The 25,988-nt window shown below is 55.2% G+C and carries 19 protein-coding genes and 1 riboswitch; of the genes, 6 read left to right on the forward strand and 13 right to left on the reverse strand.

Annotation, left to right across the window (positions count from 1 at the left end; genetic code table 11):
* The first annotated feature begins 24 nt into the window (after positions 1-24).
* Together BUE18_RS17690 and BUE18_RS17695 are read left to right on the forward strand one after the other, a co-directional pair.
* Positions 25-1,629 carry a bifunctional aminoglycoside phosphotransferase/ATP-binding protein gene (locus tag BUE18_RS17690; RefSeq protein WP_170868399.1) on the forward strand — a complete coding sequence of 535 codons (1,605 nt, stop codon included), beginning with the start codon at positions 25-27 and terminating at the stop codon, positions 1,627-1,629.
* 84 nt (positions 1,630-1,713) lie between these two features.
* Positions 1,714-1,896 (forward strand): hypothetical protein, encoded by a 183-nt coding sequence (locus BUE18_RS17695; protein ID WP_073477512.1) that lies wholly within the window; start codon positions 1,714-1,716, stop codon positions 1,894-1,896.
* Here the strand turns inward: BUE18_RS17695 and BUE18_RS17700 are convergent.
* Genes BUE18_RS17700 through BUE18_RS17710 form a run of 3 tightly spaced genes read right to left on the reverse strand, consistent with a single transcriptional unit; the run spans position 1,865 to position 3,645 of the window.
* Positions 1,865-2,485 carry a Fic/DOC family protein gene (locus BUE18_RS17700; protein WP_073477513.1) on the reverse strand — a complete coding sequence of 207 codons (621 nt, stop codon included), beginning with the start codon at positions 2,483-2,485 and terminating at the stop codon, positions 1,865-1,867. The genes BUE18_RS17695 and BUE18_RS17700 overlap by 32 nt on opposite strands.
* 15 nt (positions 2,486-2,500) lie before the next feature.
* Positions 2,501-2,974 carry a hypothetical protein gene (locus BUE18_RS17705; protein ID WP_073477514.1) on the reverse strand — a complete coding sequence of 158 codons (474 nt, stop codon included), beginning with the start codon at positions 2,972-2,974 and terminating at the stop codon, positions 2,501-2,503.
* Between the two features lie 59 nt (positions 2,975-3,033).
* Complete coding sequence (locus BUE18_RS17710) at positions 3,034-3,645, reverse strand: TetR/AcrR family transcriptional regulator (RefSeq protein ID WP_073477515.1); 612 nt, start codon at positions 3,643-3,645, stop codon at positions 3,034-3,036.
* Between the two features lie 261 nt (positions 3,646-3,906).
* On the opposite strand from BUE18_RS17710, the gene BUE18_RS17715 reads away from it, so the two are divergent.
* From BUE18_RS17715 to BUE18_RS17735, 4 genes are all read left to right on the forward strand, one after another.
* Positions 3,907-5,469 carry an AMP-binding protein gene (locus BUE18_RS17715; protein ID WP_073477516.1) on the forward strand — a complete coding sequence of 521 codons (1,563 nt, stop codon included), beginning with the start codon at positions 3,907-3,909 and terminating at the stop codon, positions 5,467-5,469.
* Between the two features lie 375 nt (positions 5,470-5,844).
* Positions 5,845-6,378: a tRNA (N6-threonylcarbamoyladenosine(37)-N6)-methyltransferase TrmO gene (gene tsaA / locus BUE18_RS17720; RefSeq protein WP_073477537.1), complete on the forward strand. Its 534-nt coding sequence runs from the start codon at positions 5,845-5,847 to the stop codon at positions 6,376-6,378.
* Between the two features lie 208 nt (positions 6,379-6,586).
* Positions 6,587-8,410 (forward strand): SpoIIE family protein phosphatase, encoded by a 1,824-nt coding sequence (locus BUE18_RS17725; RefSeq protein ID WP_073477517.1) that lies wholly within the window; start codon positions 6,587-6,589, stop codon positions 8,408-8,410.
* Between the two features lie 110 nt (positions 8,411-8,520).
* Positions 8,521-11,175: a response regulator gene (locus BUE18_RS17735; RefSeq protein ID WP_083611117.1), complete on the forward strand. Its 2,655-nt coding sequence runs from the start codon at positions 8,521-8,523 to the stop codon at positions 11,173-11,175.
* Between the two features lie 106 nt (positions 11,176-11,281).
* On the opposite strand, the gene BUE18_RS17740 is transcribed toward BUE18_RS17735, so the two are convergent.
* The 10 genes from BUE18_RS17740 to ccsA all read right to left on the reverse strand — a co-directional run bounded on the left by BUE18_RS17740 (position 11,282) and on the right by ccsA (position 24,897).
* On the reverse strand, positions 11,282-12,055 hold the full coding sequence (locus BUE18_RS17740; RefSeq protein ID WP_073477518.1) for a sirohydrochlorin cobaltochelatase: 774 nt from the start codon (positions 12,053-12,055) through the stop codon (positions 11,282-11,284).
* A 2-nt stretch (positions 12,056-12,057) separates the two neighbouring features.
* Positions 12,058-13,578, reverse strand: coding sequence for a carbon-nitrogen hydrolase family protein (locus BUE18_RS17745; protein WP_073477519.1), 1,521 nt, complete (start codon positions 13,576-13,578; stop codon positions 12,058-12,060).
* A gap of 416 nt (positions 13,579-13,994) precedes the next feature.
* Entirely contained in the window at positions 13,995-15,173 is a 1,179-nt protein-coding gene (locus tag BUE18_RS17755) for an adenosylcobinamide amidohydrolase (protein WP_073477521.1), read from the reverse strand.
* Positions 15,174-15,210: 37 nt separating this feature from the next.
* Complete coding sequence (gene cobN / locus BUE18_RS17760; protein ID WP_073477522.1) at positions 15,211-18,975, reverse strand: cobaltochelatase subunit CobN; 3,765 nt, start codon at positions 18,973-18,975, stop codon at positions 15,211-15,213.
* A 20-nt stretch (positions 18,976-18,995) separates the two neighbouring features.
* Complete coding sequence (locus BUE18_RS17765; protein WP_073477523.1) at positions 18,996-20,018, reverse strand: radical SAM/SPASM domain-containing protein; 1,023 nt, start codon at positions 20,016-20,018, stop codon at positions 18,996-18,998.
* Positions 20,019-20,020: 2 nt separating this feature from the next.
* The gene (locus BUE18_RS17770; RefSeq protein ID WP_073477524.1) at positions 20,021-21,256 is read right to left on the reverse strand and encodes an ABC transporter ATP-binding protein; all 1,236 of its coding nucleotides are present in this window, start codon (positions 21,254-21,256) and stop codon (positions 20,021-20,023) included.
* Complete coding sequence (locus tag BUE18_RS17775; protein WP_073477525.1) at positions 21,253-22,281, reverse strand: FecCD family ABC transporter permease; 1,029 nt, start codon at positions 22,279-22,281, stop codon at positions 21,253-21,255. Before BUE18_RS17775 ends, BUE18_RS17770 begins: the two co-directional genes overlap by 4 nt.
* Positions 22,282-23,427 (reverse strand): ABC transporter substrate-binding protein, encoded by a 1,146-nt coding sequence (locus BUE18_RS17780; protein WP_073477526.1) that lies wholly within the window; start codon positions 23,425-23,427, stop codon positions 22,282-22,284.
* On the reverse strand, positions 23,420-24,250 hold the full coding sequence (locus BUE18_RS17785; protein ID WP_073477527.1) for a cytochrome c biogenesis protein ResB: 831 nt from the start codon (positions 24,248-24,250) through the stop codon (positions 23,420-23,422). Before BUE18_RS17785 ends, BUE18_RS17780 begins: the two co-directional genes overlap by 8 nt.
* Positions 24,238-24,897, reverse strand: coding sequence for a cytochrome c biogenesis protein CcsA (gene ccsA / locus BUE18_RS17790; RefSeq protein ID WP_170868400.1), 660 nt, complete (start codon positions 24,895-24,897; stop codon positions 24,238-24,240). The genes BUE18_RS17785 and ccsA overlap by 13 nt, the downstream gene beginning before the upstream one ends.
* Before the next feature lie 220 nt (positions 24,898-25,117).
* Positions 25,118-25,301, reverse strand: a riboswitch (cobalamin riboswitch).
* Positions 25,302-25,988 lie beyond the last annotated feature (687 nt).

Genomic DNA, 25,988 nt, shown 5'->3' on the forward strand with positions numbered 1-25,988 from the left:
CCGGCGCTCAGGGGGATTTTTAGCGTGATCCATAAACCCGATACAAAGGCCTCCTCGGTTGCGGCGTCCATGCCTACCGCGCCGCAGTTCGAGGAGGCCATGACAAATCCCGCCTTTTATCCTTTTCCGGCGGACAAGGTGGAGGTGCATCGCACCCATATCAGCCTGGTTTTTTTGGCCGGAGATTTTGCCTTTAAGATCAAAAAGCCTTTGGACCTGGGATTTCTCGATTTTTCCACCCTGGAAAAAAGAAAAAAAGCCTGTGAGGATGAACTGGTCCTTAACAGAAGGCTTGCGCCTGAAATCTATTTGGCGGTCATCCCCATCTTTATGGACGAACAGGGCGCCCTCACGCTATTTCCATCAGGCAGGCCCGTGGAATACGCCGTAAAAATGAAGCGCCTGGACCAGTGCGGCATGTTTGACGTTTTATTGCAGCAAGGCAAGCTGGATAATAAAGCCATGGAGGAGCTGGGGGGAATCATGGCGAATTTCCATGCACGGGCCGACGCCCGCCCCAGCGTGAACGCCTATGCTTTTCCTGAGGCGATCCTTAATATGTGGGCGGAAGACCTGGCCCAGGTGCGGGAGCACATCCCCAGAGTGATCCCGCCTGAGCCCATGGACCTGGCGGAGGCCTTTTCCAAATCGTTTGTGCAAAATAACGAAGCCCTGCTTCTGGAGCGCATTCGAGAAAACCGGATTCGAGACTGTCACGGCGACCTTCATCTGCAGAATATCTGCCTGAATCAAGGCAAGGTTGTAGTCTTTGACTGCATTGAATTCAATGAAAAATTCCGGTGCATGGACGTGGCTTCGGAGATCGCCTTTTTGGCCATGGATCTGGAGTGCCGGGGCGCAACGGCTTTGGCCCGGGCGTTCACCGCCTCCTACATCGAGCACGCGCAAGACCCGAACCTGAAAAAGCTCCTGAGTTTTTATAAATGCTACCGGGCGCTGGTCCGGGCTAAAATCATGTGCCTCCGCGCCAATGGGGAGCCTTTGGGCGACATGGCGAACCAATACGCCATGCTGGCCGCCCAATACGCCGCGCCCTTTGCCCGCCCCACCCTGATTTGCATGGCTGGGATAACCGGCTCCGGAAAAAGCGGCGTAGCTCAGGAGATGGCGAACTTGACGGGCGCTGTAGTTTTTGCGAGCGACGTAATCCGCAAGACCATGTTTGGATTTGAGCCCACGGAAAAAATTCCGGAGCCCGCCGTCAAGGAGGTTTACGGGCAGGCGGCGTCTCAAAAAGTCTACCAAAGCATGCTGGATCAGGCCCGGGAGAATCTCGGGAAGGGAAAAAGCGTGATCCTGGACGCCACGTTCACCTTATCCCAGGGGAGAAAAGCCGCTTATGACTTAGCGAAGGAATGCGGCGTTGATTTTTTTCTGGTTGTTTGCAGCCTGCCGGACGAAATCGCCAAAGAGCGCATTTGGGCAAGATATAAGGACGGCCAATCCGTCTCGGACGGAACCCTGGCCGTTTACAAGGCCCAAAAAAAGGAATGGCAGCCCACGGAGGGAGTTCCCGGGTCCCGGATTATTGACGTGCAAACCCTCCGCCCGCCATGCTTGCTAGCCTGCAAGGTTCTTACTAAGGCAATTAGCTTGAAAAAAGGTTGATTTTCACTTTTCATACAGCCGTTTTTATTGTATATTATTAGGTATACGATTTTTTCAATCGTCGAAATCAAACTGGAAAGACCCATGAAATTTTATGAAAATATGGACCCGATTGAACGGGAACTCATGATTCTTAAAGCGGTATTAGGAAGCGTTTCTTTGGAAGGGATGAAGCGAGCCGCTGAGGAGTGCGAAAGCGAAATTGCCAAGTTAGAAGATAAACGGCATTTTAAATCTACCTTGAAACCAAAGGATCAAACAGGCTGATGAGCTTGGAATAATCTACCGCCCTCCAAACTTCATGAATTGCTTCATGATACTTTTTTGCAAAGTCCGTATTGTAAAACTCTGATACAGCCATCGGAAGATAATTCGCCTGCATTAACAGCAAGTCGCAAAGCAACCTGGTAAAGCGGCCATTGCCGTCTCTGAACGGATGAATAATGATCAGTTCTCCATGAATTTTTCCCAGCCTGGCCAATATCTGCTCCTTATTTAAATCCTCAGAAAACGGAGTCAATGGAGTCAATGCTTCCAGTGCAATGGAGAAGTCCTTCATATGATTTTTAATATAGGCGGCGTGGCAGAACCTAATATTTTCGGAAGACAAGTCAACAGTCCTGTACTTTCCCGCCCAATCATACAAGTCTCCCAAGAAGAGCTTATGAATATCGCAAACATCTTTCTCTGAAAAAACATGGTTTTCTGAGAATTTTTCGGCGGCCTTTTTGTATGCCTTGACAAGGCAGTCCTTTTCTCTGGACTGAAGTTCTTCAGGGTCTTTGATCCCGAGTTTGTTTATCAACACCCCATGCTTATGATCAAAATAACTGTCATTAACGTCATATTTAACCATGGCCGCTCCATTGAATTACAAGGGGGTTTTACACACCGCATTTTCCACTTGTGCGTACAAGGGTTCGAACTTGCTTCTGTGGAGCTTCCTGCTTTTATGTTGGACCCGATCCTGGGTGTACACCAGTATCTGGCGGGTCGCTTGTTTGGGATGGGACAGCAATTCCATGTAATTCAAATTGTTGCAGGGGACGTGGACTTTGCGGGAAGGCCAGGGGTACTCCAGGACGATTTCCGATTCCCAGGCCTGGAGGCCGGTGAACCTGTGGGAGCAGGACCAATAAGAGCCGATTATGAAGACAAGTAAAATGACGCCCCACAAAAAAAGGCCAAGTCCTTTGTAGGATTCGGTGTTTTTTAGTTCCCGCTTGCGGAGACCGGGATAGGCCAGAGCCGCGTAAATGGCGGCGCCCACAAAAAAGCCCGACAGAACGACAAGAAAAAAATCCTTCATAAGATCCGAAGAATTGCCGAAAACAAAGGTGGTCATGCCGGGCTCCTTGCCTGAAAAAGGCGTTTTTACCGCTCATGCCTGACGGTTCAAAAAAATCAGGATATTTTCAGGCCGGAGCACAAGACCTCCGTCATTTCCTCGCCGGCCTCCAATAGGCTGAACTGGCTGGACGGCAGGCACCAGTTGTATATGAGGCCGCGGATGTTATGCATAACCACCTGGGTCAGAATTGTGGAGGACGAGTTATCCCGAAATTCCCGGCGGGCCTGGCCCTCCTGTATCAACTCCTCCACAATGCGGTACAACTCCCTTTTTTCCGTCATTTGGCCGGACAGCTTGGCGTTATGGCCGATCTGAATCAAATAGGCCGTCCTTATCACGTTTTTTCCCAGCAGTTCCATGTGTTCAAAAACCAGACGGCAGAATAATTTCAGCTTGTCCGAAACCGAATTCATGGCTGCCAAGCGCGGGAATATCTCCTCCCGATAATGGGAGTCCGCCGCCAGAATCCTTTCCACCACCAATTGGTCTTTGGACTTGTAATGGGCGTAAAAAGCCCCTTTGGTCAAACCCATTTTACCGCATATATCGTCAATGGAAACATTGTCATACCCTTTTTTCATAAACATGGGTATGGCGGTTTCAAAGATCTTTTGTTTGGTGTTGCCGGACCGGCCCCTTGGGCGACCAATTTTTCCCCCGGACATGAATCCCCTCTCTGATTGCAGGTTAAGAAGCGAACAGGTTTCGGATCAGGGGGGTACAGATTCCCTGATTCCTCAAGTTTGTATAGGCTCGGAGGGCAAGGTACAAAAATTGCTGTTAATCGTCAAGAAAGATTGACAAAATCGTCTCAGTAACGTACCTTGGAATCATACCGGGGTATGTTTTGTCGTACGCTTCGGGGTCTTGCCGCAAATCCAATCATTCTTATTCATCATTTAATGTGCATCAGAGGGAGGGGCTGTATGAATGATTTTCAAACCACTACGGTTCAGGCGCTGGCTATCAATTCCGCAAAAAAGAACTGGGACCTGCTGTTCACCAACCTGGAGGACCGGGCGGTTTTGTACAAGGATTTTGATAAGAAATCCAATAGGATAGCCAATGGGATAAAAGCCTTGGGGCTGGGCGCCAACGACCGTATTTCCGTGATTTTACCCAACGGCCTGGAATACGCGCTGGCGGATTTCGGGATTTACAAATCCGGAGCCGCTTTGGTTCCGTCCAATATGATGGTGGCGGAAGGAGACATCGCCCACATATTGCAGGATGCTTCCGTGAAGATGGCCTTTGTCCACGAGAGCATGGCGGAAAAGGTCCTGGCCATGCAAAAAAATCTGCCTTTGTTAAAGCAAATTGTGGTGGTTGGCGGCGCCAGCCGGGACGGCCTGACGGGATGGGAGGATTTTCTGGCTCAAAATTCTGAGGAGCCGTTAACCCCCACAGCGTCCGAAGCGGACGACGCCCTGATCGTCTACACGGGCGGCACCACGGGCAAGCCCAAGGGGGTGTTGCACAGTCAGCGGGGCCTGTTTTTTGACGTCATCGCCCATGTGGTGGGGCTGCCCCTGACCCATAAGGACAAAATCCTGCTCATGACGCCCATGTCCCACGCCACGGGCTGGCTGCTTTTCGCCGGTTGCGTCAAGGGGACCAGTTTTTGCTTTGAAATGGTTTTCGACCCCTTCAAGGTCCTTGAAGTGATCGAGAAGGAAAAGGTCACCATGACCATGATGGTGCCCACCATTATCTACGTGTTCCTGGACATCCTCAAAGGCATGGAGGTGGACACCAGTTCGCTGCGCATCATCGGATACGGCGCCGCGCCCATCGCCGCCTCCCGCCTGGAGGAAGCCATGGAGCGTTTCGGCCGGATTTTCTACCAGAAATACGGCCTGGTGGAATGCCCCAACATGATCACCACCCTGACCGTGGAGGATCATGTGCGGGCCTTGGAGAAGCCTTCCATCCTTCAGAGCTGCGGCAAGCCGGACCATATGGTGTCGCTGAAGATCATTGACGATGACGGCAATGAACTGCCCATAGGCCAGGTGGGGGAGATTGTGGTCAAGGCGCCTTACGTCATGAGCGGATATCTGAACCTGGAGGAAACCACCCAGGAAACCCTCAAGGACGGCTGGCTTTACACCGGCGACATGGGCAAGGTGGACGACGAAGGCTACGTCTACATTGTGGACCGGAAAAAGGACCTTGTCATCACCGGCGGCATGAACGTATTTCCTGCGGACGTGGAAGCCTGCCTCATCAATCATCCCCAGGTCAAGGAGGTGTCCGTGATAGGCATACCGGACGACCACTGGGGCGAGATGGTCACGGCCTGCGTGGTCGCCGAGGAAGGCGCCGTAGAAGAGGAGCTGATCCAATTCTGCAAGGGCAAGGTGTCCAAGTATGCGGTTCCTAAAAAGGTGATTTTTGTGAAGGAACTGCCCAAGACCATCATCGGCAAGATCGACAAAAAAGCCCTGCGCGCGCCCTTTTGGGAGGAAAAATTAAGGCAGGTGAACTAAGCGGCTAAAAAATACTCCCTTGACGCCCGGTAACATTGGGGAGTAAAGCCCAACATAAGGGCGGTTGAAACCGCTGTTGCGCTTTGCAAAGGGCCGCAAGACGATAAGACGCCGTTTTTCAAAGAAACGGACGCGTTAAGCAATTGAAATAAAATGAACCTCCCCGCAGCGAACCGCGGCCTGTCTCAAGGTGTAAGCTCGGCAAGCCGCGGGGTATTTACCCACTCTAAAACAGAAAAGGGCCACGAAGGTCCGGCTCCCGAACAAAGGGAGACGGCTTTTGCGGCCCTTTTCTTTTGGGGGCGCCGGGTTCTGGCCCGTTTGTCGCCCTTGATTGTCTTCAGCCATTTTATTGCTGGAAAGGAGAAAGCCCATATGTCTTCTGAAATGAACCTGACCTTAAAACCCATAGGCAAGGTGCGGAACTCCGTTGCCGAGCCGATTTTGAATGCGAACGACGCGGATATTGAACTGGCCGGTAAAATGGAGGCGATTCGGGAGTTTCACAAGGGCCTCCAGGACGCCGTCAGCGAATTGGTCGTCTTTCCGGAGTGGGAGGAGCTTTTGGACGGCATTGAGGATTTTTCCCATGTGATGGTGTTGTACTGGCCTCATCTGATTGATCCGGAGCGCAGGAACCTGAAGAAAATCCACCCCATGGGCCGCAAGGACATGCCTTTGAAAGGCATTTTCGCCACCAGAAGCCCGGCCAGGCCCAACCCTGTATTGGTTACCGTGGCTCCCTTGGTGGAACGGAGCGGCAACGTGCTCAAGGTCAAGGGAATGGATGCGGTGGACGGAAGCCTGTTGGTGGACATCAAGCCCCATCTGCGGTCTTTCCACGGCGAAGACAAGCCGGTCATGGCCCCCTGGATGGAACAGCTTTTCAGGGAGTTGGACGAGCCTTAGCCCTCCGCGCCTTCTTCCGGCTGGGACGGCGCCGGCATATAACTAGATCAGGCTTGCTAAATTGCAGGGGGGCCGCTGCGCCTCCCTGCCTTACCCTTCCAGTTGCAGCAATGCTCTTTCCCGTTGACACCCCAAGCTCTTACAGCCCATAATTCCAATAAAAAGGCGTGTTCATTCATTTTTTCGGAATCGACCGGAAAGTCTGGTTATGTACAAATTCAAGAAAATAAACTCCCGGATTACGGCCTATTTGCTGGTTCCCGTGGCCCTGCTGCTGCTTGTTATGGGATGGACCGGCTATGACCTGGCCAGCGATCATTTGCAAAACCTCTGGGCCGAAGCGGCTACGCTGCAACTTCAGCGCGCGGCCCATCAGGTGGATATGCGCCTGAAAGAACCGAAAACCCTGATCAATCTGTTTGCAGACGCCTCGGGAAAATCCGGGGCCAGGCTGGCCCATGAGATCATTCTGGAGCAGCTAAGAAGCCTGGAAGGCGTGGTTCGGGCGGAAGTGACCGTCAACGACGAGGAGTTTGCGGAGCCGGAGGCCCCGGACATGCGGGGGAGGATGGGCCGCGCCTCGGGTTCAAGCCGCCGCATGGATCGCCTCAGTGAAATGGCGATTCGCCGGCGGGGCAAGGTCCAGGTGGCTGCGCCGGTTTTTGATACGGATGAGTCGGCCAAAACCGTTTCTTTATCCAGCGAGTTTTTGGATGAAGCCGACAACCCGGTGGGCAGGCTGGAAGTGGTTATGGAATGGAGCCATCTGATTCAGGCCGTGCAGACGGAGGGCTTTTGGAAAACCCGCGAGGCCATTCTTGCGGACAATCAGGGCGATATTCTGGCCTGCAACCTGCCGACGATCCGGAAATCCCTTGGCGAGAGCGGAGATCCCCTGGAGTTGAAAACCCTGGAGGCCATGAAGGCCAAGCCGTTCGGCACGCTCATACACAGTGAAAACCCCCTGGAATTCAGCGGGTATTACAGGCTTGATGAAGCGCCCTGGACTTTGGTCTTGATCGCTCCCGGGGATGAGGTTCTGGCGCCCATCCTGAGCTTCCGCAATTACTACATCGCCGGCGCGGTTTTGGAGTTTTTCATCATCCTGCTATTAATCCGCATGGTCATCATGAAAACCGTGGGATCCATCAAGGAGGTTTCGGACGCCGCGAAAAAGGTTTCCCGGGGGGATTACTCACCCCATCTTGCGACCAAATACAGGGATGAAATGGGAACCCTGGTTCGTGACTTCAACACCATGGTCGTGCAATTGGAGGAGCGGGCGCGTTTGAAAACCTCCATCAATCTGGCCATGGAGGTGCAGCAGAACCTATTGCCCCAGGATTCCGTTAAATTCCAAGGTCTGGACATCGCCGGGACGAGCGTGTATTGCGACGAGACGGGCGGGGATTATTACGACTTCATCCATTTCGACTCCATGGGGGAGCAGTGCATGGCCGTCGCCCTGGGCGACGTCTCCGACCACGGCATCCCCTCGGCCCTGTTCATGACGACCGCGCGGGCCTTGATCCGGTGCCGGGCCTCTCTTGGCGGCGGTCCGGCCGCCATCGTGGAGGATGTGAACAGGCTGTTATGCCGCGACACCCAGCAATCCGGCGCTTTCATGACCTTGTTTTACCTGGAGCTGAACGCGGGAAATAACAGGCTCACCTGGGTGAGGGCCGGGCACGATCCCGCCCTGTTGTACGATCCGGCCTCGGACGCTTTTGAAGAGTTGGGCGGCAAGGGGCTGGCCGTGGGCGTACGCTGCCAGTGGGGGTATGAGGAGAATCATTCCACGGCTTGGGGGCCGGGTAAGATTATCCTCCTGGCCACGGACGGAATCTGGGAGGCCCGCAATCCCCGGGGAGAGCAGTTCGGCAAGGAGCGTTTTAAGGAGTCCATCCGGCGGCGCGCTCATTTGGGGCCGGAGGGAATCATTCAGGGGATCTTGGACGACTTGGCCGCCTTCCGTCAAGACGCGGCTATTGAAGACGACATCACCCTGGTGGTGATTAAAGGCGAATCCTGAAAGACAGCATAGGCGTCTTTAGGATATAATGCCTGCACGCGTTCAAAGAAAATATGGCCCCTGGCCGGCGCCGGAATCCGGGCATGATGGATAATCATTAGGGAGAGACCATGGACGAGGACAAGGCGAAAATCCTTATCGTTGATGACGAGAAGATCCATATCAGCGTTCTGGCGAAATTTTTGTCCGATGATTATGACGTTAGTATCGCTTTGAACGGCGCCGAGGCCCTGATGCGGGCCAAGGCCGATCCATCTCCTGATTTGATTTTGCTGGACGTGATGATGCCCGAAATGGACGGCTTTGAAGTCTGCCGGCGGCTGAAAAGCGACAAGTCCCTCAAAAACATCCCGGTCATTTTTCTCACCACCAAGGACGACGAAGAAAACACGGCCAAAGGCTTTGAACTGGGCGCGGTGGATTTTATCCGCAAGCCTTTCAGGCCGGCCGTGCTGTCCGCCCGGATTCGCACCCATCTGGCCATGTCCAACCAAAAGCAGCTTTTGGAGCAGCAGGTCAAGGAGCGCACGGCCGAGCTGGTGAAATCCCAGAAAAAGCTCCGAGACGCCATGGGCAACCTGTTGACCATCCAGGTGGCGCCCGGGGTGTTGTGGGTGCAGGTTCCCGAGGCGGACTTGCGCATTCTTTGCGGCTGCCCGGGCGAGGTGGTCAAACTGCTGATGCTGAAAGGGCTGAATGCCCCGGCCTTTAAGGACGGCGTGAATTTCGAGACCGGACCTAACGTGATATTGCTTTCCGACTTGCTGGTCCAAAACGGCCAGTTCGCCAATTTGTCCGAGTTTCCGGTTTTGCAAATGCTGTACCGCCAGGGCATGATGATCCCCGGCCACCCTAACAACACGGGCGTCAAGCCCATGCTCATCGGCTCCGCGGAACAGGTTCGCGCCCAAATGGAGTATATCCACCATGGCAATTACGGGCTTTTGAGCAAAGAGGAAATCATGGCCGCAGGGATAGATGAGGGCCTGGCGGAATCCATGATGCGCGTGAAGCTGAAATTTGCATTCGGCAAGATCAAGAAGCCATATGAGTTTTTGGACACCCTGGAGATCGACGATACTCTTCAGGAAATACGCAACGGCGTTTTTGTGCGGCGAATCGGGTTTAACCAGTTTCGTTTCCATTACCGCGAACGATTCGCCGATATTGACCTGAATCTGCCCAAAGACGTCCACTATCCCTCGCCCTACCCCCTGGGGCGCCATCGCCTTCAGCGCCATTATTTTTCCGTGCTGCACACGGGCGAAGGCGACGGCTGGAACACCAAAAAGCCCAGCATGAGCAGCGTGCTTATGTTTCAGGGCCGCATCTATCTGGTGGACGCCCCGCCCAGCGTCATGAACGGCCTCACCGCCCTGGGCATTGACATCAGTGAGGTGGAGGGCATTTTTCACACCCATTCCCACGACGACCACTTTGCCGGCCTGCCTGACCTTGTGCACACGGACCGGCGGTTGAAATATTTCGCCACGCCCCTGGTGCGCGCGGCCGTGGCCAAGAAGTTTGCCGCCCTGACCTCTTTGCCCGAGGAAAAATTCGAACAGTTCTTTGACATCCACGATCTGGAATTTGATGCATGGAATAAAATCGGCGGCTTGGAGGTAAAGCCTGTGTACTCCCCTCATCCGGTGGAGAACAACCTGTTTTTATTCCGGGCGCTGGACTGGAACGGACACCGCACCTACGCCCATTGGGCCGACCTGACCTCCTTCGAGGTCCTGGATAAAATGACCGGCGAGGGGCCGGAAGACGTTCCGCCGGATTTTGCGGAAGCCGTCAAGAAGAGTTATTTGATCCCCGCAGCAATTAAAAAACTCGACATAGGCGGCGGCATGATCCACGGCGTGGCTTCTGATTTCATGGATGACGACTCGGAACGCCTGATACTCGCCCATCTGGAACGGGACCTGACCCCGGAGGAAATGGAAATCGGGTCCGAGGCTTCATTCGGGGCGGTGGACGTCTTGATTTCCGGGGAACAGGGGCATTTGCAACAAAAGATTTTCGATTATTTAAGGGAGATGTTTCCCGAGTCGTCTGAGGACGAAATCCGCATGTTGATGAACGCGCCCATTGTGGAGCACAACGCAGGCGCCATTCTCACCAAAAAAGGCGAGGACGCCGATTTTGTCCGCATGCTATTGGCGGGCGCGGTTTTGTTTGTGGACTCCGAGCTTGGCATAAGCAACCAACTGGGGTTCGGCTCTTTTATTGGACTGAAGCAGGTTTTCGAAAAAGACGCCAGAACCTCGGGAACCTACCGGGCTGCCTCTCATGGGTCTTCGCTGCATATCCACAGGCGGCTCTTCAGGACTTTTTTGAAGAATAACGGAATCATGGAGGATTTCGCCGAGCGCTTGAAGAAAATCCAGTTTCTCCGCCGCACCTGGCTGTTCGGGGAAAACACGTCGTTTTCCTTTCTCGACCGTCTTTCCAAACAGGTTAAAACCACGTATTTCCTGGACGGGGCTCAAATCGATTTATGCTCGGACGCGGGCCTCTGCCTGATAGAACAAGGGGGGGTAACCGTGACCAACGGCGCCGGAGGCGTCAAAGGCGAGCTCAAGGCGGGGGATTTTTTCGGCGAACATTTTCATACCAAAGAGAATTTTGAAAGTCCGGTTTTTTCGGCCAAAGGCGATTGCGTTTTAATCAACATTCCCAGGGATGAGATTTTCAACGCCCCCATCGTGCATTGGAAAATCTTGGAAACAAGACGTAAAAGAGTCCGGGTGCTGTATTAAAGGAAGGCGCTGCCGAAATGTTGGGCCTGAAATCCGGCGCTTTGCGATCCAGAATGGATAAGATGGGGATCGACAAAAGAAGGCCGCCCTCCCCTTGATGGTTTTTTTAAGAAGGTTGAACCATGTCCAGGGCGCCCATGGTATGCCGGGAAAACAGGGAAGTCACTTTGGGATTTCGGCCCAGGCCCTGAGCATGCAGCTCCACCTGGAGACCTTGTTCCTCAAAGGCTGACTTCCACGAATCCTCCTCGCCCGCCAGATCCTCCTCAAAATGCACGCCGGAAACCAGCATGAAGGGCGCCAGCAGCACGCGTTTGAACCCTTTGTCTTTGACCTCCCGCACCACGTCCTCCTGCTCGGGAATGCCCTCTTCCACAACGCCCACAAAGGCTTTTTCGCCGTAAGTCTTTCTCAAGACGCTGGCCATGGCCGTGTACATGCTCCAGGCCGGATGGTCCGTGCCGTGGCCCACCAGGACCACAGCCTGATCCTTGGGGCCTTGGAACAGGGGCTCAAGAATCCCGGCGACCTCCATGCAATCCTCGGGCGAGGAAAGCAGCGGCAGGCCCATGGAAATTCTGATGAGGCCGGATTTGGCGTCGTCCACTAGTCGATAGAACTCGTGGCCGCAAGTGAGGTGCAACGATTGCAGCACCGCCCATTCATGACCAGCCTGGCTCAACAGGTCGAAAACCTGGTACGGATGCAAAACCTCCCGGCCCGCCTTTTTACGAAGCTTGGAAGCCACCATCCGGGAGGTGAAGGCCCAGTGGATGTCGTGGCCGGGAAAGGTTTTTTTGTAATAAGCGTCAATGTCGTCGTACGCGGCCATGGCGCGGGTGGATGTTCCGAATGCCGCCAATATAATGGGAATGTTCATCACTATTCTTCCTGATGGTTATGTTTCTTCAATAAAATGGAGTAATTGATTCGTTCCTGAAAGCGCTTGGTCCGCAAGCTGGCTGTATCCAGAACAATGGAGGCGGCCCCGGTTTCATCCTGGGAATTGACCGTCCAGGGGCCGTGGCCTTCCGGCGGGAGGATAACCCCGGATTGGTCATGGGAGCTGTATGCCAGGGCAAGGCGGTCCAGGGTCCTGCCGCCCATGAGCATGTAGTCGTCAGGGGCAAAGCATTCCTCGGAAACCACAACCAGGTCGCAGCCTTGCTTGGCCAGGGAAACCGAAACCTCGGGGTGTTTTAGAGCCTCCTTTTCCAAAAAGGCCATCCTGAGCGGGCCGAAATCCACAGTATGCAAGGGTTCATCGGGATTTTGAGCCAGGCTGGAAAACGGGGCTGTTTGGGCTATTTTTCCCGGTTCAGCCAGGATTGCCATGGCCGGCGCTCCGTTTTCCTGCAACAGGGCGGCCGCAGCCATGTTATGTTCATTGGCCAGGTTCTTTAGAGATTCAACAGGATTGTCCTGTGTAAAATTCTTAGGTAAAACAGCCAGCCGGGGCGCATCGCCGCCGCCCATTAAGACGGTTTGCAAAAGGCCTGGAATATCGCCGCCGGTGAGCGCGGAAACCCTTATTTTTCCGGGTTTGGGCAGGTTCAGCCAGTCGGTCTGGTCCGGGATCATCCTGAGATCCAGATAGATTTCTCCGTAATATCCGGGCTTTCTTTGCTCCATGATTTTACGCCTGCGGCTGGAAGCCAGTTTGCCGTTTTCCAGCAGAGGGAGATCCGCGACAAACACGGCGGAATCCTGGCTGGATTCCACTAAAAGCGCCTTGCCCTTATGGTCAATGACGCAGGATTGAGCGTCCGCGCAATCCATGAGCCGATCCTTGCCGGTGCGGTTGCAGACCGCCATGGCGAATCCGTTTTCCAAGGCTCTAAGCCGCCAGAGGTCCACCGGGTCCATGCCGGAAGGAGGCCAGTTAGAGGGAACGGCCACCAGGTCCGCGCCTTGCAAAGCCAACGTACGGGGCATGAGGCCGTAATAGGCGTCCGAGCAAATCAAAACGCCCACCCTGCCCCAGGGCGTTTTAAAAACCGGGTTTTGGTTTTCGGACCCAGGGCAGGCCCAGCGGGCCTCGCCGTTTACCTTGCGGTAGGTGCATATTACCTCGCCATCCGGCCCGATCACCACGGCGCTGTTGTACATAATGCCTGTGCTTTCGTCCTTTTCAGGCATGCCGACCACGATATAGGCCTGGTTTTCCCGTGCGATGAGGGCCAATGCTGAAACACTAGGGCCTGACAAGGGCTCGGCAAAGGGAAAAACGTCCTGCCTGCCGGTGAATGAGTAGCCGGACACCCCCATTTCCGTATTCACGATGATTTTAGCGCCATGGTCCGCCGCCTTGCGGTTCAGTTCGACCAAAGCGGCCCGGTTTTGTTCCGGCTCTTTATATTGTACATTCAGGTGAATCAGCCCGATTCTTAAAGCGTGAGTCATGTTTGTTTTTTTTCCTGTATTCATGGTTGCAACCGCTCACCCTTTCCGCCGGCAGAGGCCGGACGTAAGGCAGCAGTTCCAATGGGTTATCGCAGCTTACCCCGAAAGCGCCCAGCGAGACGGCATGGTCGAAGCGGCTTTTCAGGTCGTGCGCTCCCCACAAGTATACAATAACCGGGGCTCCGTGTTTGTTAAATTCTTCAAAGCCCCGATAGGGAAAGGACCCCATAAAAAAGGGCTAAAGGCGACAAAAAACGCGCTGCATTCCCAAAACTTGTTCATTCAGTGCAGCCTTTGTAATATGATATGGGTTTTCCGGCGCCTGGGAGCGGTTTGCAGACGCCGGAAAACCCTGGGTGGAAAAGCAGGCGATCCGGAGGAGACATCCTCTATAGCCTGCTTTTCCGCTTACTTGTCTAATCCCCGGCGCCAGCTTGAGGACGCCGTGCATCAGTCCATTTATCCCGAAAGCCAAACCCTAAAGCCTTGAGCGCCAAGTCCAGAAACTCTTGACCGGTCATGCCGCCGGAACAAGGCGCCAGTTCGTTCCGGTAATCGTTGAATTTGGAAAAATCGCCGGATACGGAGCACGCGGCCAACGCGGCCTGGCCTCCCATGATTTCAGGCAGGCAGGTTTCCGGCAAAAGCCCCCAGGCGTATTTATCTTGAAGATGCACCAAAGCCATGATGGCGCCGGCGGCGGCCGGATCTTTGTCCATGCACGAAAAATTGTCTTTAAGCAGGCGCTGGTCCGCGTCATCCAGCCATGCGCCCATTCCCCGGAGCATGGATTCTTTGGTTGCCCCAAAACGCTGCAAATGGATGCGGCAGGAGCGTTGCCCCTCCGGGCTCATGCCGTTTTGCTGCAAAAGGGTTTGCCTGATCGCTTTTTTTACGGCCAGACCGATCAATTCGCCCAATTTGGAATGCTTACCTGCTCCTGTCAGGGGCTTGCCCGTGTTTAATTTGGAAGCCACTGCGATTTGGTCCGTGCCGGTGCCTGTGGCCAGGCCGTCGGAGTATCGGGAGTTGACGGCCAACTCCTGCAATACGGCGGTCTTGGCCTCCGTGGCGGTCATGACCACCCGGACCATGGCGCCCCTGGCAAGCTCCTTGTTAATGCAGATCATGGTATTGATGGTGCCGTGGGGCGGCGGCTGGGGCGCTTCCAGCTTTTCGTGGCCGGTTTCGGTCTCCAAAAAGGAAGCCGGATCGCCGACCCGGCCTGCGTTGGATTCCACGCCGCCGGTGCAGGCGGCGACCACTTTAAGGCCGCGAAAGGACTCCACGGCCACGGCTGCGCAGTTCATGTTGGCGGCGGTGCCTAAAGTGGCCCACTTATCCGAGCCAAGGCCGTGTTGTTCGCACGTCATTCTGCGGTATTCGGCGGGATCGTCCACGGCGGTCTTGTGCGCGGCGTGCATGTGGTTTGTCGGCTCGCAGCCCTGCTGGTTGTAGATGCCGTCATAATCGTCGGCCAGGCCGCCGCCGGCCCGGCATGTTGAAACGACCCGATGGGGCGAGGTAAACCGGACAAACAGGATTTTATCCTTCCGGTGCAGTTCCATGCCGTCATAATACTTGTCCATGAGCATCAATCAAATCCTTATGTATCGAATCCCTCCAGCGGGATTACTCTGTCAGTTCTTCAATTTCGCCCTCGATATCCAGATATTCCTGCATGAGGGCGTCCTCCATTTCGTCCGAGGCGTTCCACATGCCCCGTTTGATGGCCTCCAGCAGCTTGTCCAGGATGTTTTGCAAGGCGTATGGATTGACCTCTTTCATCCAATCCTGCATTTCCCGGTCCAGGGCGTATTTATTAGCGACCCGCTCGTACATCCAGTCGTCCATAACGTCCGCCGTGGCGTCCCAGCCCAGCATGACGTCCATCATGTGGGAGATGTCCCCGGCGCCTTTGTATCCGTGGCGTTTGAGGCCGTCCAGCCACTTGGGGTTGATAAGTCGAGACCGGAGAATATGCTTGGCCTCCTCCTGCGTGGTGCGCATCTTTACCCGTCTCGGGTCGGAGCTGTCCCCCATTAAGGACAAGGGCGCCTCGCCCCGGACGGTTTTGGCCGCCACAATCAAACCGCCGTAATAATTGTAATAATCCGTGCAGCTCATCATGTCGTACTCGCGGGAGTCCTCATTTTTAACGGTGGCGTCCATGCGGGATAAGACCCTGCGGAAGGTTTCGGGCTTTTGAGCGCCGTAGGTTCCTTTTCCATAGGCGTGGGAGGAATAGCGGATGTAGTTGGCGGCCAGGTCGTTCTGCGTGTCCCACTGCTTGGATTCCACCAGTTCCGCAACGCCCGCGCCGTAAGCGCCGGGAGGACAGCCGAATACCCGGAACGTGGCTTCCCGAAAGGCTTCGTCTTTACTCATGCCGGATTCCATATAGGTTTGCATGTCCGTGACCACGTGCTTGCGGATCAGGTTGGATTCCTCGGGCTCGTCCAGGGCGGCGGCCATTTGGGCCGCTTCATCCAGCAATTCCATGAGATTGGGAAAGGAATCCCGGAAAAAACCCGATGTCCGGGGGGTGACGTCGATTCTCGGCCTGTTTAATTGCGAGTAAGGGATGACCTCCAGGCCTGCAACCCTGCCGCTTCCCTTGGCCCACACAGGTTTCAGACCATACAGATAAAGGATCTCGGCGATGTCATCCCCCCGGGATCGCATGGTAGGGCCGCCGTATATGATGATGCCTACGTTTTCGGGATATTTGCCTGTTTCCTCCAGGGCGCGTTCAATGAGCGCGTCGCCCAGCCGCACCCCCGCCTCCCAGGCGCCGGGCGTGGGGATGGTCAGGGGATCCACGGAATAAAAATTGCGGCCCGTGGGCAATATGTCCGCCTGCCCTCTGGAGGGCGCGCCGGAGGGGCCCGGCGGAACGAACTCGCCGTTGAGGCCGGCCATGGTTGCGTCCATTTCTTCGGTAGTCCGGGCTATATTGGGCGCCAGGGACCCGGCGATGTATGCCAGGGTTTTTTCCAGCATGAGGTCGCGCTTGCCAACAGCGTCCTCGACAATAGAAGGGACGGCGTTTTTATCAAAACCGGTCTTGTGGAAATTCCCCACCATGGCCAGGGCGGTCTCGTGAGCCTGGCGAATGCAGTCTCCACCAGTTTTTCCGTTGTATTGAGGCAGGGTTTGGCCTTTGTTTTCCAATAGCACGTCCATGTCCCAGCCTAATGTTTGGCACACGGACTCCCGCAAGGACGGGACGTCCCCATTATCCAGGCGGGTGAGCTGGACAAGGAACTCCACCAACTGCTCGCCTTGGGGCGGAACGGAGAAGGTGTGCAGGCCGTCCTCGATCATGGTGTCGGAAAGCTCGTGCATGTAGGCATGGAGCTTTTCCAGGAAAGCGTCAAAGTCGGCAAAAACGCTTTCCTCCGCCGCCTCCAGGTCCTTGTCCAAATCCGCTTCCACAACCGCTTCCCAGACTAAAGGCTTGAGCACATCGCACTTTGCCGGATCTTCTTTTTTGGCGTCCTCGTATTCCTTGACCTTGGATTCCACCCTGGTCAGGTCTTCGTACAAGTCCGCGTTGGTGAAGACCGGGGTCAGGTGGTCGATTATGCAGCAATAGGAACGCCTTTTGGCCTGGGCGCCCTCGCTGGGATCGTTGATGATGTACGGATAGATGTTGGGCAGATCCATGATGGCCGAGTCGGGATAGCATTCCTCGGACAGGCCGAGAGCCTTGCCGGGCAGCCATTCCAGGGACCCGTGCTTGCCAATGTGCATGACGGCGTCGGCCTTGAACACGTTTTTAATCCATCGGTAGTGCGCCGGATAGTGATGGGGCGGAGAAAGGTGCATGTCGTGATAGATGGCTTCCGTGTTTTCGAAAAAGCCCCTGGGCGGCTGGATGGTCACGAACACATTGCCGTTGACGAATCCCGGAAACATCATTTGCTCTTTGTAGACAAAGAGTTCTCCGGGGATTTTTCCCCAATCGCGGGTTTGCTTCTCCCGGATGGCGGCGGGAAGATTTTCGTGCCAGGGATTGTATTCCTTGTCCGAGGCGAAGGCCTGGCATCGTTCCGCCATTTTATCGTAGGTGAGCCACCGTTGGTCGCAGGTCATGCAGCCCAGGATGCGTTCGGCCAGTTGCTGGCCGTTTTTAAAGCATTCCTCCACCTGGTATCCGTCGTTCTTCATCCTGTCCAGCATGAGCTTGACCGACTCGAAGCTGTCCAGACCCCGGGCGCAGCCGATCCGGTCGTTTCGGGGCGGGTAGTGATGAAAGACGATGGCGACCTTTTTCTCGCTGTTTTTCAATTTGGAAAGCCTGCCCCAGTTGAGCGCCAGGGAAACCATTTTGTTGCTGCGGTCTTCAATGGGCTTGTACCGGCTGAGCAGGGCCCCCGTAACCGGGTCAACGTCCTCTTCCTCCCGGCTGGCTACGGGCACGGTGATGAGGGCGCCGTCAAATTCGGGCTGGGCTGCATTGTAGGAGACCTCCATGGTTTTCATGCCCTGGATCGACTCCCGCCAAACCTCCTGGGGCTGCATGGTCATCATAGCCTGGATGACCGGGACGTTCATGGCGGGATAGAGTTTTTCGTACTCCTTGGAAACCATGGTGAGGGCGAACATCATGGGGTTGATCAGGACGTCGACGGCGGATTTTCCGTCCTCCATGAAAAATTTTTCCACCACGTAATCCGAGCCCCGGTTTTTAACCACAACGTCTTTGAAGCGCTGGTGAAACACCGGAATGACATTGGCGCCCCGCCGCTCTATCTCTCGTATAATGGCGTCAATATAGGCCAGATTGTTGTTCACCCAATAGGATTGATAAAACCACAGGCCCACGGTCAGCCTGCCCGGGCGGATCTTTTTCTCCTTATATTCCTCAATGGAGGGGATGCCGGGAAAATCCGGGTGGTATATTCCCTCCTGGGGCAAGACCTCGGGCAAAGGCGCATCAGGCGCCCGTTTGTCCAGAAAGGCTTCCAGATACCGCATAAGGGAGCAAAAATTCATGGCGCCGCCGTAGGATAGATAGGCGCAGATATCCTTCCATTCCGGGGAGTCGAATCGGGTGGAGTATTCCTGAGCCAGAGCCATGGATTCTTCGTCTCCGCCGGTGGGCTGGACATGGAGCAGGGGCTTGACCCCGTCCTCCTGTTCCATGGCTTCCACCATGGCGTCCCAGGCCGGGCAGGATTGCTTTCCGCCGTGGAGGCCTATGATAACGATATCGGAAGCCATGGCGCGTTTGACAAAGGAATCAATTTGCCTCTGGTCGAAAAGCTGGCTTTGGGTCCGGGCGAAAACCCGGGCCTGGCCGCCCTGGTCCAGAAAACGTTGAATTCCTCCGGACAAGGATTGGATCTCCATGGACGTGGCGCTGAAGTAGCTAAGGTTGAATTGGCTCATAAGTTTTCCCTGATAGTTTTTTAAGCGGCCGAAACCTTTTTAAGCAGCTTGAAAAGGGTTTGTGTCATAACGCAGGATAAAGGCGCCCCGGTTTCCTTGTTGTAATAAAGCCGGGAGGGACATTCCCCCGGGCAAACCTCCCTGGCTTCGCAGGTGCGGCACTCCCGATAGATGGAATGCTTGATAAGCGCCGTGCATATAGGCGGCGCTGCGCCCTCTAAAATGCTTCCCTTAAAAAATGCCGGATCTCCAATGGTTTGCCCGCAAGGATACACCCCGCCGTCAGGACTCACAGCCAGGCTTTGCCCCAGTTGAGCGCGGCAATAGGCCTTTGTTTTTCGGGTTGAAGAAGGGTGAAGCAGCCTCTCGGCCTCCCGAAGGACGATGGGGCTTTTTCTGCGGGCGTTTACAAAGTCAAGGCAGCGCTTCAAATTCACAAGCCCATCCACCAGCGCTTGATGAGAAGGCGGAAAAACCCCGGATTTCGGCTGCGAGCCTTTACGCACTAAAAGGTCCAAAGCCATGCCCTGGATGGTTGGGAACGCGGAAAGAAGCAGGGCGGTTTTGCCCAAGCTGGCGGCGTTATCCGCAGTAACGACAGTGGTGGTGCGGAACGGAACGCTATAATCGGTAAGGAGGGCCAGGCTGTTCAATGTCTGCTCGGCCTCGCCCCGTAATCTATTGTGAAGGGTGATGGAGCCGTCCAAAGAAACGCCCACTTGGACCTTATGGGCAAGCAAGGCTTGGGCGATACTGTCGTCAATAAGCGTTCCGTTGGTTTGCAGGCCCACGCTGGCCTGAACCTCTGATTTTTGAATATATTCGAGAATTTCCAGGACAACGCCCCAGGCCAGCAAAGGCTCTCCGCCCGTGATTTGAACATGAAAGCTCTCGGCGTGGGCGGCCGCCAGGTCAATGGCCGTTTTCGCCCATTCGGGCTTCATGACGTCGTTGTTGGGTTCGCCCCGGTAGCAATATTTGCAAGCCAGGTTGCATTTGCCGGTAACCGATAGGGTCAGGTATTTGATGGGGCGGTTTTCCATGCTTATTCTCCATGCAGCCCGGGCCGGCTGGCGGCCAGGAGCTTTTCCAGCAGTTCGGTGGAGCTGTTGCACAGGATCATGGACGAAGAATCCTTGCCGTAAATTGTCTGTGCGTCCTCTTTGGAGCGCAGGGAGAACACGGACTTGTGGGCGGAAAGGGCCGCCTGGATCAACCGGATGTTATTTTGGTTGGCCGGGCCGATTTCGTAACCGGCGTCCACAATCAAGTCTGCTTGGAGTGCGGACTTCAGGGCGTTATCCAGGGAGTCGCCGCCCACGGGCTCCTGGGGGCTTTGAATAAAGCAATCGGCTCCGATGGCGGAAGCCACAAAGCAGTCCAGGTCGTTGGCGTGCACGACTCCGGCGGCCAGGGAAAATCCGTGCTTGGAAAGGAGCCGGAACAGACCGGCCCCGCTCCCCATGCCGGAGTTTACAAAAACCTTTTCCCGGCTGGCTTTGGGGCGCATTTCCAATGTGCAAAGGCTCGCGTCATAGCTGGCGCCTTCGAATTCATAAAGTTCGGCCACCCGGTTTTCTGAAAGCACCTGTTCCGTGGGGCCGGAGCGGGCCTCCCTGCCCTTTGCCACGCACACGGCCATGTCCGATACCCTGGCTGCTACGTCCACGTCGTGGAGGGAGGCGGCCACGGCCAGCCCTTTTTCCCGGCAAAGCTGGCGCAGAATGCCCATGACTTCCATGCGGTGTTTCAAGTCCAGGTGCATGGTGGGTTCGTCCAAAAGAATGATTTCCGGCTCCTGGGCCAAGGCTCGGGCGATGGAAACCTTTTGGCGCTCTCCGTCGGAAAGCTCTCCCATTTGCCGGTGGGCCAAGTCTGCTGCTTTGACCCATTCCAGGCATTCCCTGACCACGTCCAGGTCTCGTCCCGACAACCGGCCCATAAATCCGGTGTGCGGGTGGCGTCCCAGGGAGACGAATTCAAACACGCTGAAGACGCCGGGGTTGACCTTTTCGGTCAGGACCACGGAAAGCCGTTTGGCCAAAGCCGAGGCGGAGTAATCGTATAAATTTTTCCCCTGCAGAAGGATTTTTCCTCTGACAGGGGGAAGCAAACGCGCCAGCGTGCGCAGGAGGGTGGTTTTACCAGCCCCGTTGGGACCCAGGAGCGCCGTAAATGTCCCGGGCGGAAAAGAAAGATCCAGGCCGTAAAGAACTTCCTTGTTCCCATAACCCACACAGAGGTCTTGAGTAAAAATGGCTGCATCGGGTTTACCATTCATGAGACCACCCTCCTGCGCAACAGTAGTCCGATAACAATGGGCGCGCCGAAAAAGGCCGTGATGGCCGATATGGGCAATTCCACCGGTGAGAACAGCAGCCGGGCAAGGAGGTCGCAAACACCGGTGACCACTGCTCCCAACAGGGCCGCCCCCGGCGCCAGTACATTGTTATCCGAGGTCCTGAAAACCAGCCTGGCCATGTGGGGGACCGCCAGGCCTATGAAGGCTACAGGACCGGCCATGCCCGTCACCATTCCGGCGAGGGCGCAGGCCGCCAAAAGGATGAGGATGCGGAACAAGCGAATATTCACTCCCATGGAAGCTGCATACTCCTCACCCAGCAAGAACGCGTTGAGGGGCTTGGAAAGCAGATACACGCCGAACGCGACAGCCCCTCCACCAAAAAACAAAATATATATTTCGGATTGATGAAATCCCGAAAAACTGCCTAATTGCCACAAAACAAAGCCCTTGACCTGCTCCTTTTCGGCGAAAGCCACCAAAATACTGGTCACGGCATGGCAAAGGTAGCCGATCATGAGGCCTAAAATTAACAGCGTCACCCCCTGGCGAATTTTCGCCGCAGCAGCCAGGACCAGCATCATGGCGCCGTAGGCTCCTGCAAAGGCGGCCAGGGTGGTGAGATAGGGCGCAATTTGGGTCAGCCCCAATTGAAGGGACGTAAGCATGACTACGCTCACCATGAGGGTGGCGCCGGAGGAGATGCCCAGGATATACGGCCCCACCACAGGATTCCTGAAATACACCTGGAGCAAAAGCCCTGCTATGGCCAGGTAGGCGCCGCCCATGGCGCTGGCCAGGGCCCGGGGAATGCGGATTTTCCACAGGATGGTTCCCAGCGTGCTTGCGTCGTCCCCGCTCATGATGATGTGCAAAGCCTGGCTGAAGTCGATTTTCACCGAGCCCAGAAATATATTGGCGCATAAGACGGCCATCAAGGCGGCGGACAAGCCAATAAACCCGGAGGTCCACCGTTGTTTGGATATTTGTGCAAAATTTTCCATCTATGCGTCTTTCTCGGGCAGTTCGGTAAAGTATTTCCGTTCATAATTAGGGTACAAATCAGGGTGCACAATGGCGGCGATCTCCAGCAAGATTTCGTCCAGTTTGTGCCCGGATTGGGAATAATGCGGCAAAGGCGCAAACACTTTGCCGGCATGCAAAGGCTGTATGGCCGACATGGACGGATTGGTTTTAGCCAGGGCTTCCTTGGACGTGGCGCCCGTCAAGGGCGTGCGATAGGTAAAGAGGATTTCCGCGTCTTCGCCGCCTGTGAGGAATCGTTCCATGGAAATTTCTATGCAGGAAGCGCCGAACACGTCGTCAAACACATAATCGCCCATGGCCAGGCCAACCAATTCGCCCACCCAGGCGTTGCCAGGCTCCACCAGCACGCGTTTTTCGTAGATGTCGCCCCACATGACTTTGGGGTGTTCCTCTGCTTGGGCGGCTTTTTCCGCGATTTCCTGCAGGACTCCGGCCACCTGGCCGAAATATTCCGAGGCTTCCGTTTCCTTTCCGAAAAAGGGCGCCAAAAAGTTTACGAATTTCATTTTGGCGTTCAAACACATGGCCACGGGCGTGGAGGTGATGAGGCACGGAATGCCAAGGTCCTCCAAAATGGGGATGACGGAGTGATCCCAGGTCATGGCCATTTCCGGGCCTGTTTTCTTAAGCACTTCAAAATCTATGGAATTATAGCTTCCCAGGAAGGCGATCTTGCCGGATTCCATGCCTTGAACCACTTCCGGGATGACCCATTCGTCCTTGGGAGCGGTCACGCCCACCAGCACGTCTTCGATAACGCCCAGGACCTTGAGGATGGAGATGTCAAAATATCCGTAGGCGGCAACGCTGCGCACCGGAGTTTCCACAATCCGGCTTTTGGGAAAGCCCTCCAAGGGGGGCTTGCCCCGGGGAACCAGCAAAAACTCCCGCTTGGCGCCGTCCCGAACCTTTACGTAGCCGTCCTCCAGGTATTCCACGGAAAACTCGCCCAGGGCCAGAAAGGAGGCGGGCGTGGGCGCGGCTTTTTCCGCATTTTTCTCCTGGATGGAGGCTTCGGACGAGGAGTTGCAGCCCGTGCAAAAAAGCAGGGCTGTAAAGATAAAAGTAGATAAGATCAATATTTTGTTTTTAAAATTAAGCATAACTACCCCGCATATGCCTTTCACCCCAGGGGGTGATGGAAAAAACGTAAAAAATCAGGCCCAGAACGAACAGGGCCATGCCTGCATAGTAAATGGGGATGCCGGGGTCCTGGCGGACCGTCAATCCCGCGTATTTGCGCCGAACCATGCCTCCTTCGGACCGGGGCGCAAACTCCGCCATGTGCACGGACAGGCCCTGGAACCGGGCGGGGCGGTTAATGCCGGCTTGGGCGGTTTTGGTTCGGCCTTTGGAATCCTCAAAAAGGAGCGACGCGGTCGCGTTGATGGCGCGGCCGTCAAAGGGGGCCATGCGCTTTCCCTGATAGGTCCGGGTCTGCAAGCCGGTCAGGGTGATGGTTATGGACGTGTTTTCCACCCTGGTCGGCCGGTCGGGCAATAGGATCAGGCTGGTCACCGTATTGGCGAAGATGTAGCTGGTCAGATACCCGGCCAGGATGATGATCAGGGAGTAGTGCATGATGTGCGGAGACAGGCGCAAAACCAGGGACGTCCGGCTCGGGAGCCTTTTCCGGTTGCGCCAGATGGCGTTCACCCGGTCCGTGGTGCACACAAGGGTGTTCAGGCAGAGCAAAGCCAGCAAAGCCAGCAGGAGGAAAAACCACCACGTCACGGAGATATGGGTCAGCCCCCAGGTTTTGGCCCATGATATTAGCGAAAGGTCCTGCAGGGGCTTGAACACATGCACCTGGCTTCTGATCAGAAAGTATCCGATTCCGGCGCACACGCAAAGGCAGGTCATGCACACGAAGGTAAGACGCACGCTTGCCAGGGCATGCCATATTTTTTTTATCAAGGCATCCATGTCGGCGGAAAAAACCTCCCCATATCCGGTAAGCAAGCGAACACAAAGGCGATGACCGCCCCAAACACGGCAGCCCAGGCGATGCGATGCGTTTCAAAAAAGCGTAAAAGATCCAGGTGCAGAAACAGGGCGTAATAAAACCATACGACCATGCCCGCGATGACGGCCGGATCCTCCCACACTATGGGGGCGCCCCATCCCAGGTAGGACCATAACTCCCCGCTGAACATGGACGCCGTGAACAAGGCAAAGCCCCAGACCGTCCACTTGCGCCAGGAGGCTTTGGCTATTTTGGCCGGGTGTTCTCCCTCAGGGGAAATCAGCCAGGCGCCGGCAACGCCCGCAGCGGCGAAAAAGCACGCCCGGGCGCCTGCGCCCAACAGCATGAACAAAAAGGCGAAAATGGTTCTCGTCCGGAGAAACGGCAGGTAATGGTCTTTGGGGAAGAACAAGGCCAGCAGGGATAGTGCGGCCAGCATAACGAAAAACAGCCTGCGCTCCCTGTTATCAGTGAAAGAGCGGAACAGGCAAATGCCAGCAAAGGCCCAGACCGCAAAATACGGCGCCTGATACAAGGCCAGGAGCGGATGCCATTTCATCAGGCGCAGAATGCATGAAATTCCGGCCAGGAGAAAGCCCAACCCCACAAAGGATTCTGCCAGTTTGTTCGCTGAAAAAAATGACGATAAGGCGGCTATGCAATGCGCCATGCATGCCCAGAAAAATATGGCTTTAAAAACAGCAGGTTCCATGATCCAAAACAAAAAAGCCCTGCCTGTCGGGGAACAGGCAGGGCATGATGCGCCCTACAAAGCGAAGATCACGGATATAACGAATCCGCATCCCGCCTTAGACCCGAAGGCGAATGGAACGGCAACGGTTACGGCAGGTTTCCTGGCTCGTGTATCATCCTACTTGCCGCGCCTTCCCATTTGCCTTGGCAAACAGTGGCTTGTGCAGCTTTCGTCCTCACTTACAGTGGCGGGTCCGCAGCGGATTTGCACCGCTTTCCCATTTTAACCCCAAAGGGTCCGTAACGACTAATTTTGCTTGGCTATAAGGTTTTTTTTAGCGCTCTGTCAAGGAAAAACGGGCGGAAGGCGTAAATTGCGTTGATGCGGCCTATGGATAAATGGGCGGCAAAAAGGGCCATGCGCTGATTTTGCCAGGCTGCCTGTAACAAAGTCATGGGGCGGGGGGAGACGCATAAAGACACTGGGTCCCCGCTTGCGGACGATCCTGAAAACCGGATCGCCCTTGCGGGGATGACGATCTGCACGGATGAAATAAAGTGATAGGAACAGAAAATCATTTGTTGGGTTTCGCACGTATGTTTTCGGCGTTGATCATTATTCCGGCGAAGACTGGGCAGCCTTCTTTTGAAATGTTCTGCAAGCTCTACCCAATCTACTATTTTTGATGGCCCGGCAAAAAGTTTCCGGGATTAATGCCCCCACAATCAGGGCCGGTTTTTTGTTGTTTTTATAGGGAATAATGCTTGCCGCAGGATCGGATTTATGCTACTATCCATAATTAATTCAAATAATTAATAGGAATACAATGATTCGAATCCGTGACAATAAGCAACTCCCCCTGTTCGACCCCTGGGCCTATCTCGGCCCCAAACGCAGAGCCATGCTGGACGCCTCCTGGGCCGGCCTCTTCAAGGAGCATTGCCTTCCCAATCTGCCCGTGGAAAAGTTGGCCGCCTGCTTCAGCCAAACTCAGGGCCGCCCCT

Source organism: Desulfatibacillum alkenivorans DSM 16219 (assembly GCF_900142135.1).
Classification (GTDB): Bacteria; Desulfobacterota; Desulfobacteria; order Desulfobacterales; family Desulfatibacillaceae; genus Desulfatibacillum; species Desulfatibacillum alkenivorans.

What these genes read in the sequence shown, in the direction of transcription:
- BUE18_RS17695 (WP_073477512.1), top strand. Translation starts at nt 1,714, where the DNA reads ATGAAATTTTATGAAAATATGGACCCGATTGAACGGGAACTCATGATT.
- BUE18_RS17700 (WP_073477513.1), bottom strand. Translation starts at nt 2,485, where the DNA reads ATGGTTAAATATGACGTTAATGACAGTTATTTTGATCATAAGCATGGG.
- BUE18_RS17705 (WP_073477514.1), bottom strand. Translation starts at nt 2,974, where the DNA reads ATGACCACCTTTGTTTTCGGCAATTCTTCGGATCTTATGAAGGATTTT.
- BUE18_RS17710 (WP_073477515.1), bottom strand. Translation starts at nt 3,645, where the DNA reads ATGTCCGGGGGAAAAATTGGTCGCCCAAGGGGCCGGTCCGGCAACACC.
- BUE18_RS17715 (WP_073477516.1), top strand. Translation starts at nt 3,907, where the DNA reads ATGAATGATTTTCAAACCACTACGGTTCAGGCGCTGGCTATCAATTCC.
- tsaA (WP_073477537.1), top strand. Translation starts at nt 5,845, where the DNA reads ATGTCTTCTGAAATGAACCTGACCTTAAAACCCATAGGCAAGGTGCGG.
- BUE18_RS17725 (WP_073477517.1), top strand. Translation starts at nt 6,587, where the DNA reads ATGTACAAATTCAAGAAAATAAACTCCCGGATTACGGCCTATTTGCTG.
- BUE18_RS17735 (WP_083611117.1), top strand. Translation starts at nt 8,521, where the DNA reads ATGGACGAGGACAAGGCGAAAATCCTTATCGTTGATGACGAGAAGATC.
- BUE18_RS17740 (WP_073477518.1), bottom strand. Translation starts at nt 12,055, where the DNA reads ATGAACATTCCCATTATATTGGCGGCATTCGGAACATCCACCCGCGCC.
- BUE18_RS17745 (WP_073477519.1), bottom strand. Translation starts at nt 13,578, where the DNA reads ATGACTCACGCTTTAAGAATCGGGCTGATTCACCTGAATGTACAATAT.
- BUE18_RS17755 (WP_073477521.1), bottom strand. Translation starts at nt 15,173, where the DNA reads ATGCTCATGGACAAGTATTATGACGGCATGGAACTGCACCGGAAGGAT.
- cobN (WP_073477522.1), bottom strand. Translation starts at nt 18,975, where the DNA reads ATGAGCCAATTCAACCTTAGCTACTTCAGCGCCACGTCCATGGAGATC.
- BUE18_RS17765 (WP_073477523.1), bottom strand. Translation starts at nt 20,018, where the DNA reads ATGGAAAACCGCCCCATCAAATACCTGACCCTATCGGTTACCGGCAAA.
- BUE18_RS17770 (WP_073477524.1), bottom strand. Translation starts at nt 21,256, where the DNA reads ATGAATGGTAAACCCGATGCAGCCATTTTTACTCAAGACCTCTGTGTG.
- BUE18_RS17775 (WP_073477525.1), bottom strand. Translation starts at nt 22,281, where the DNA reads ATGGAAAATTTTGCACAAATATCCAAACAACGGTGGACCTCCGGGTTT.
- BUE18_RS17780 (WP_073477526.1), bottom strand. Translation starts at nt 23,427, where the DNA reads ATGCTTAATTTTAAAAACAAAATATTGATCTTATCTACTTTTATCTTT.
- BUE18_RS17785 (WP_073477527.1), bottom strand. Translation starts at nt 24,250, where the DNA reads ATGGATGCCTTGATAAAAAAAATATGGCATGCCCTGGCAAGCGTGCGT.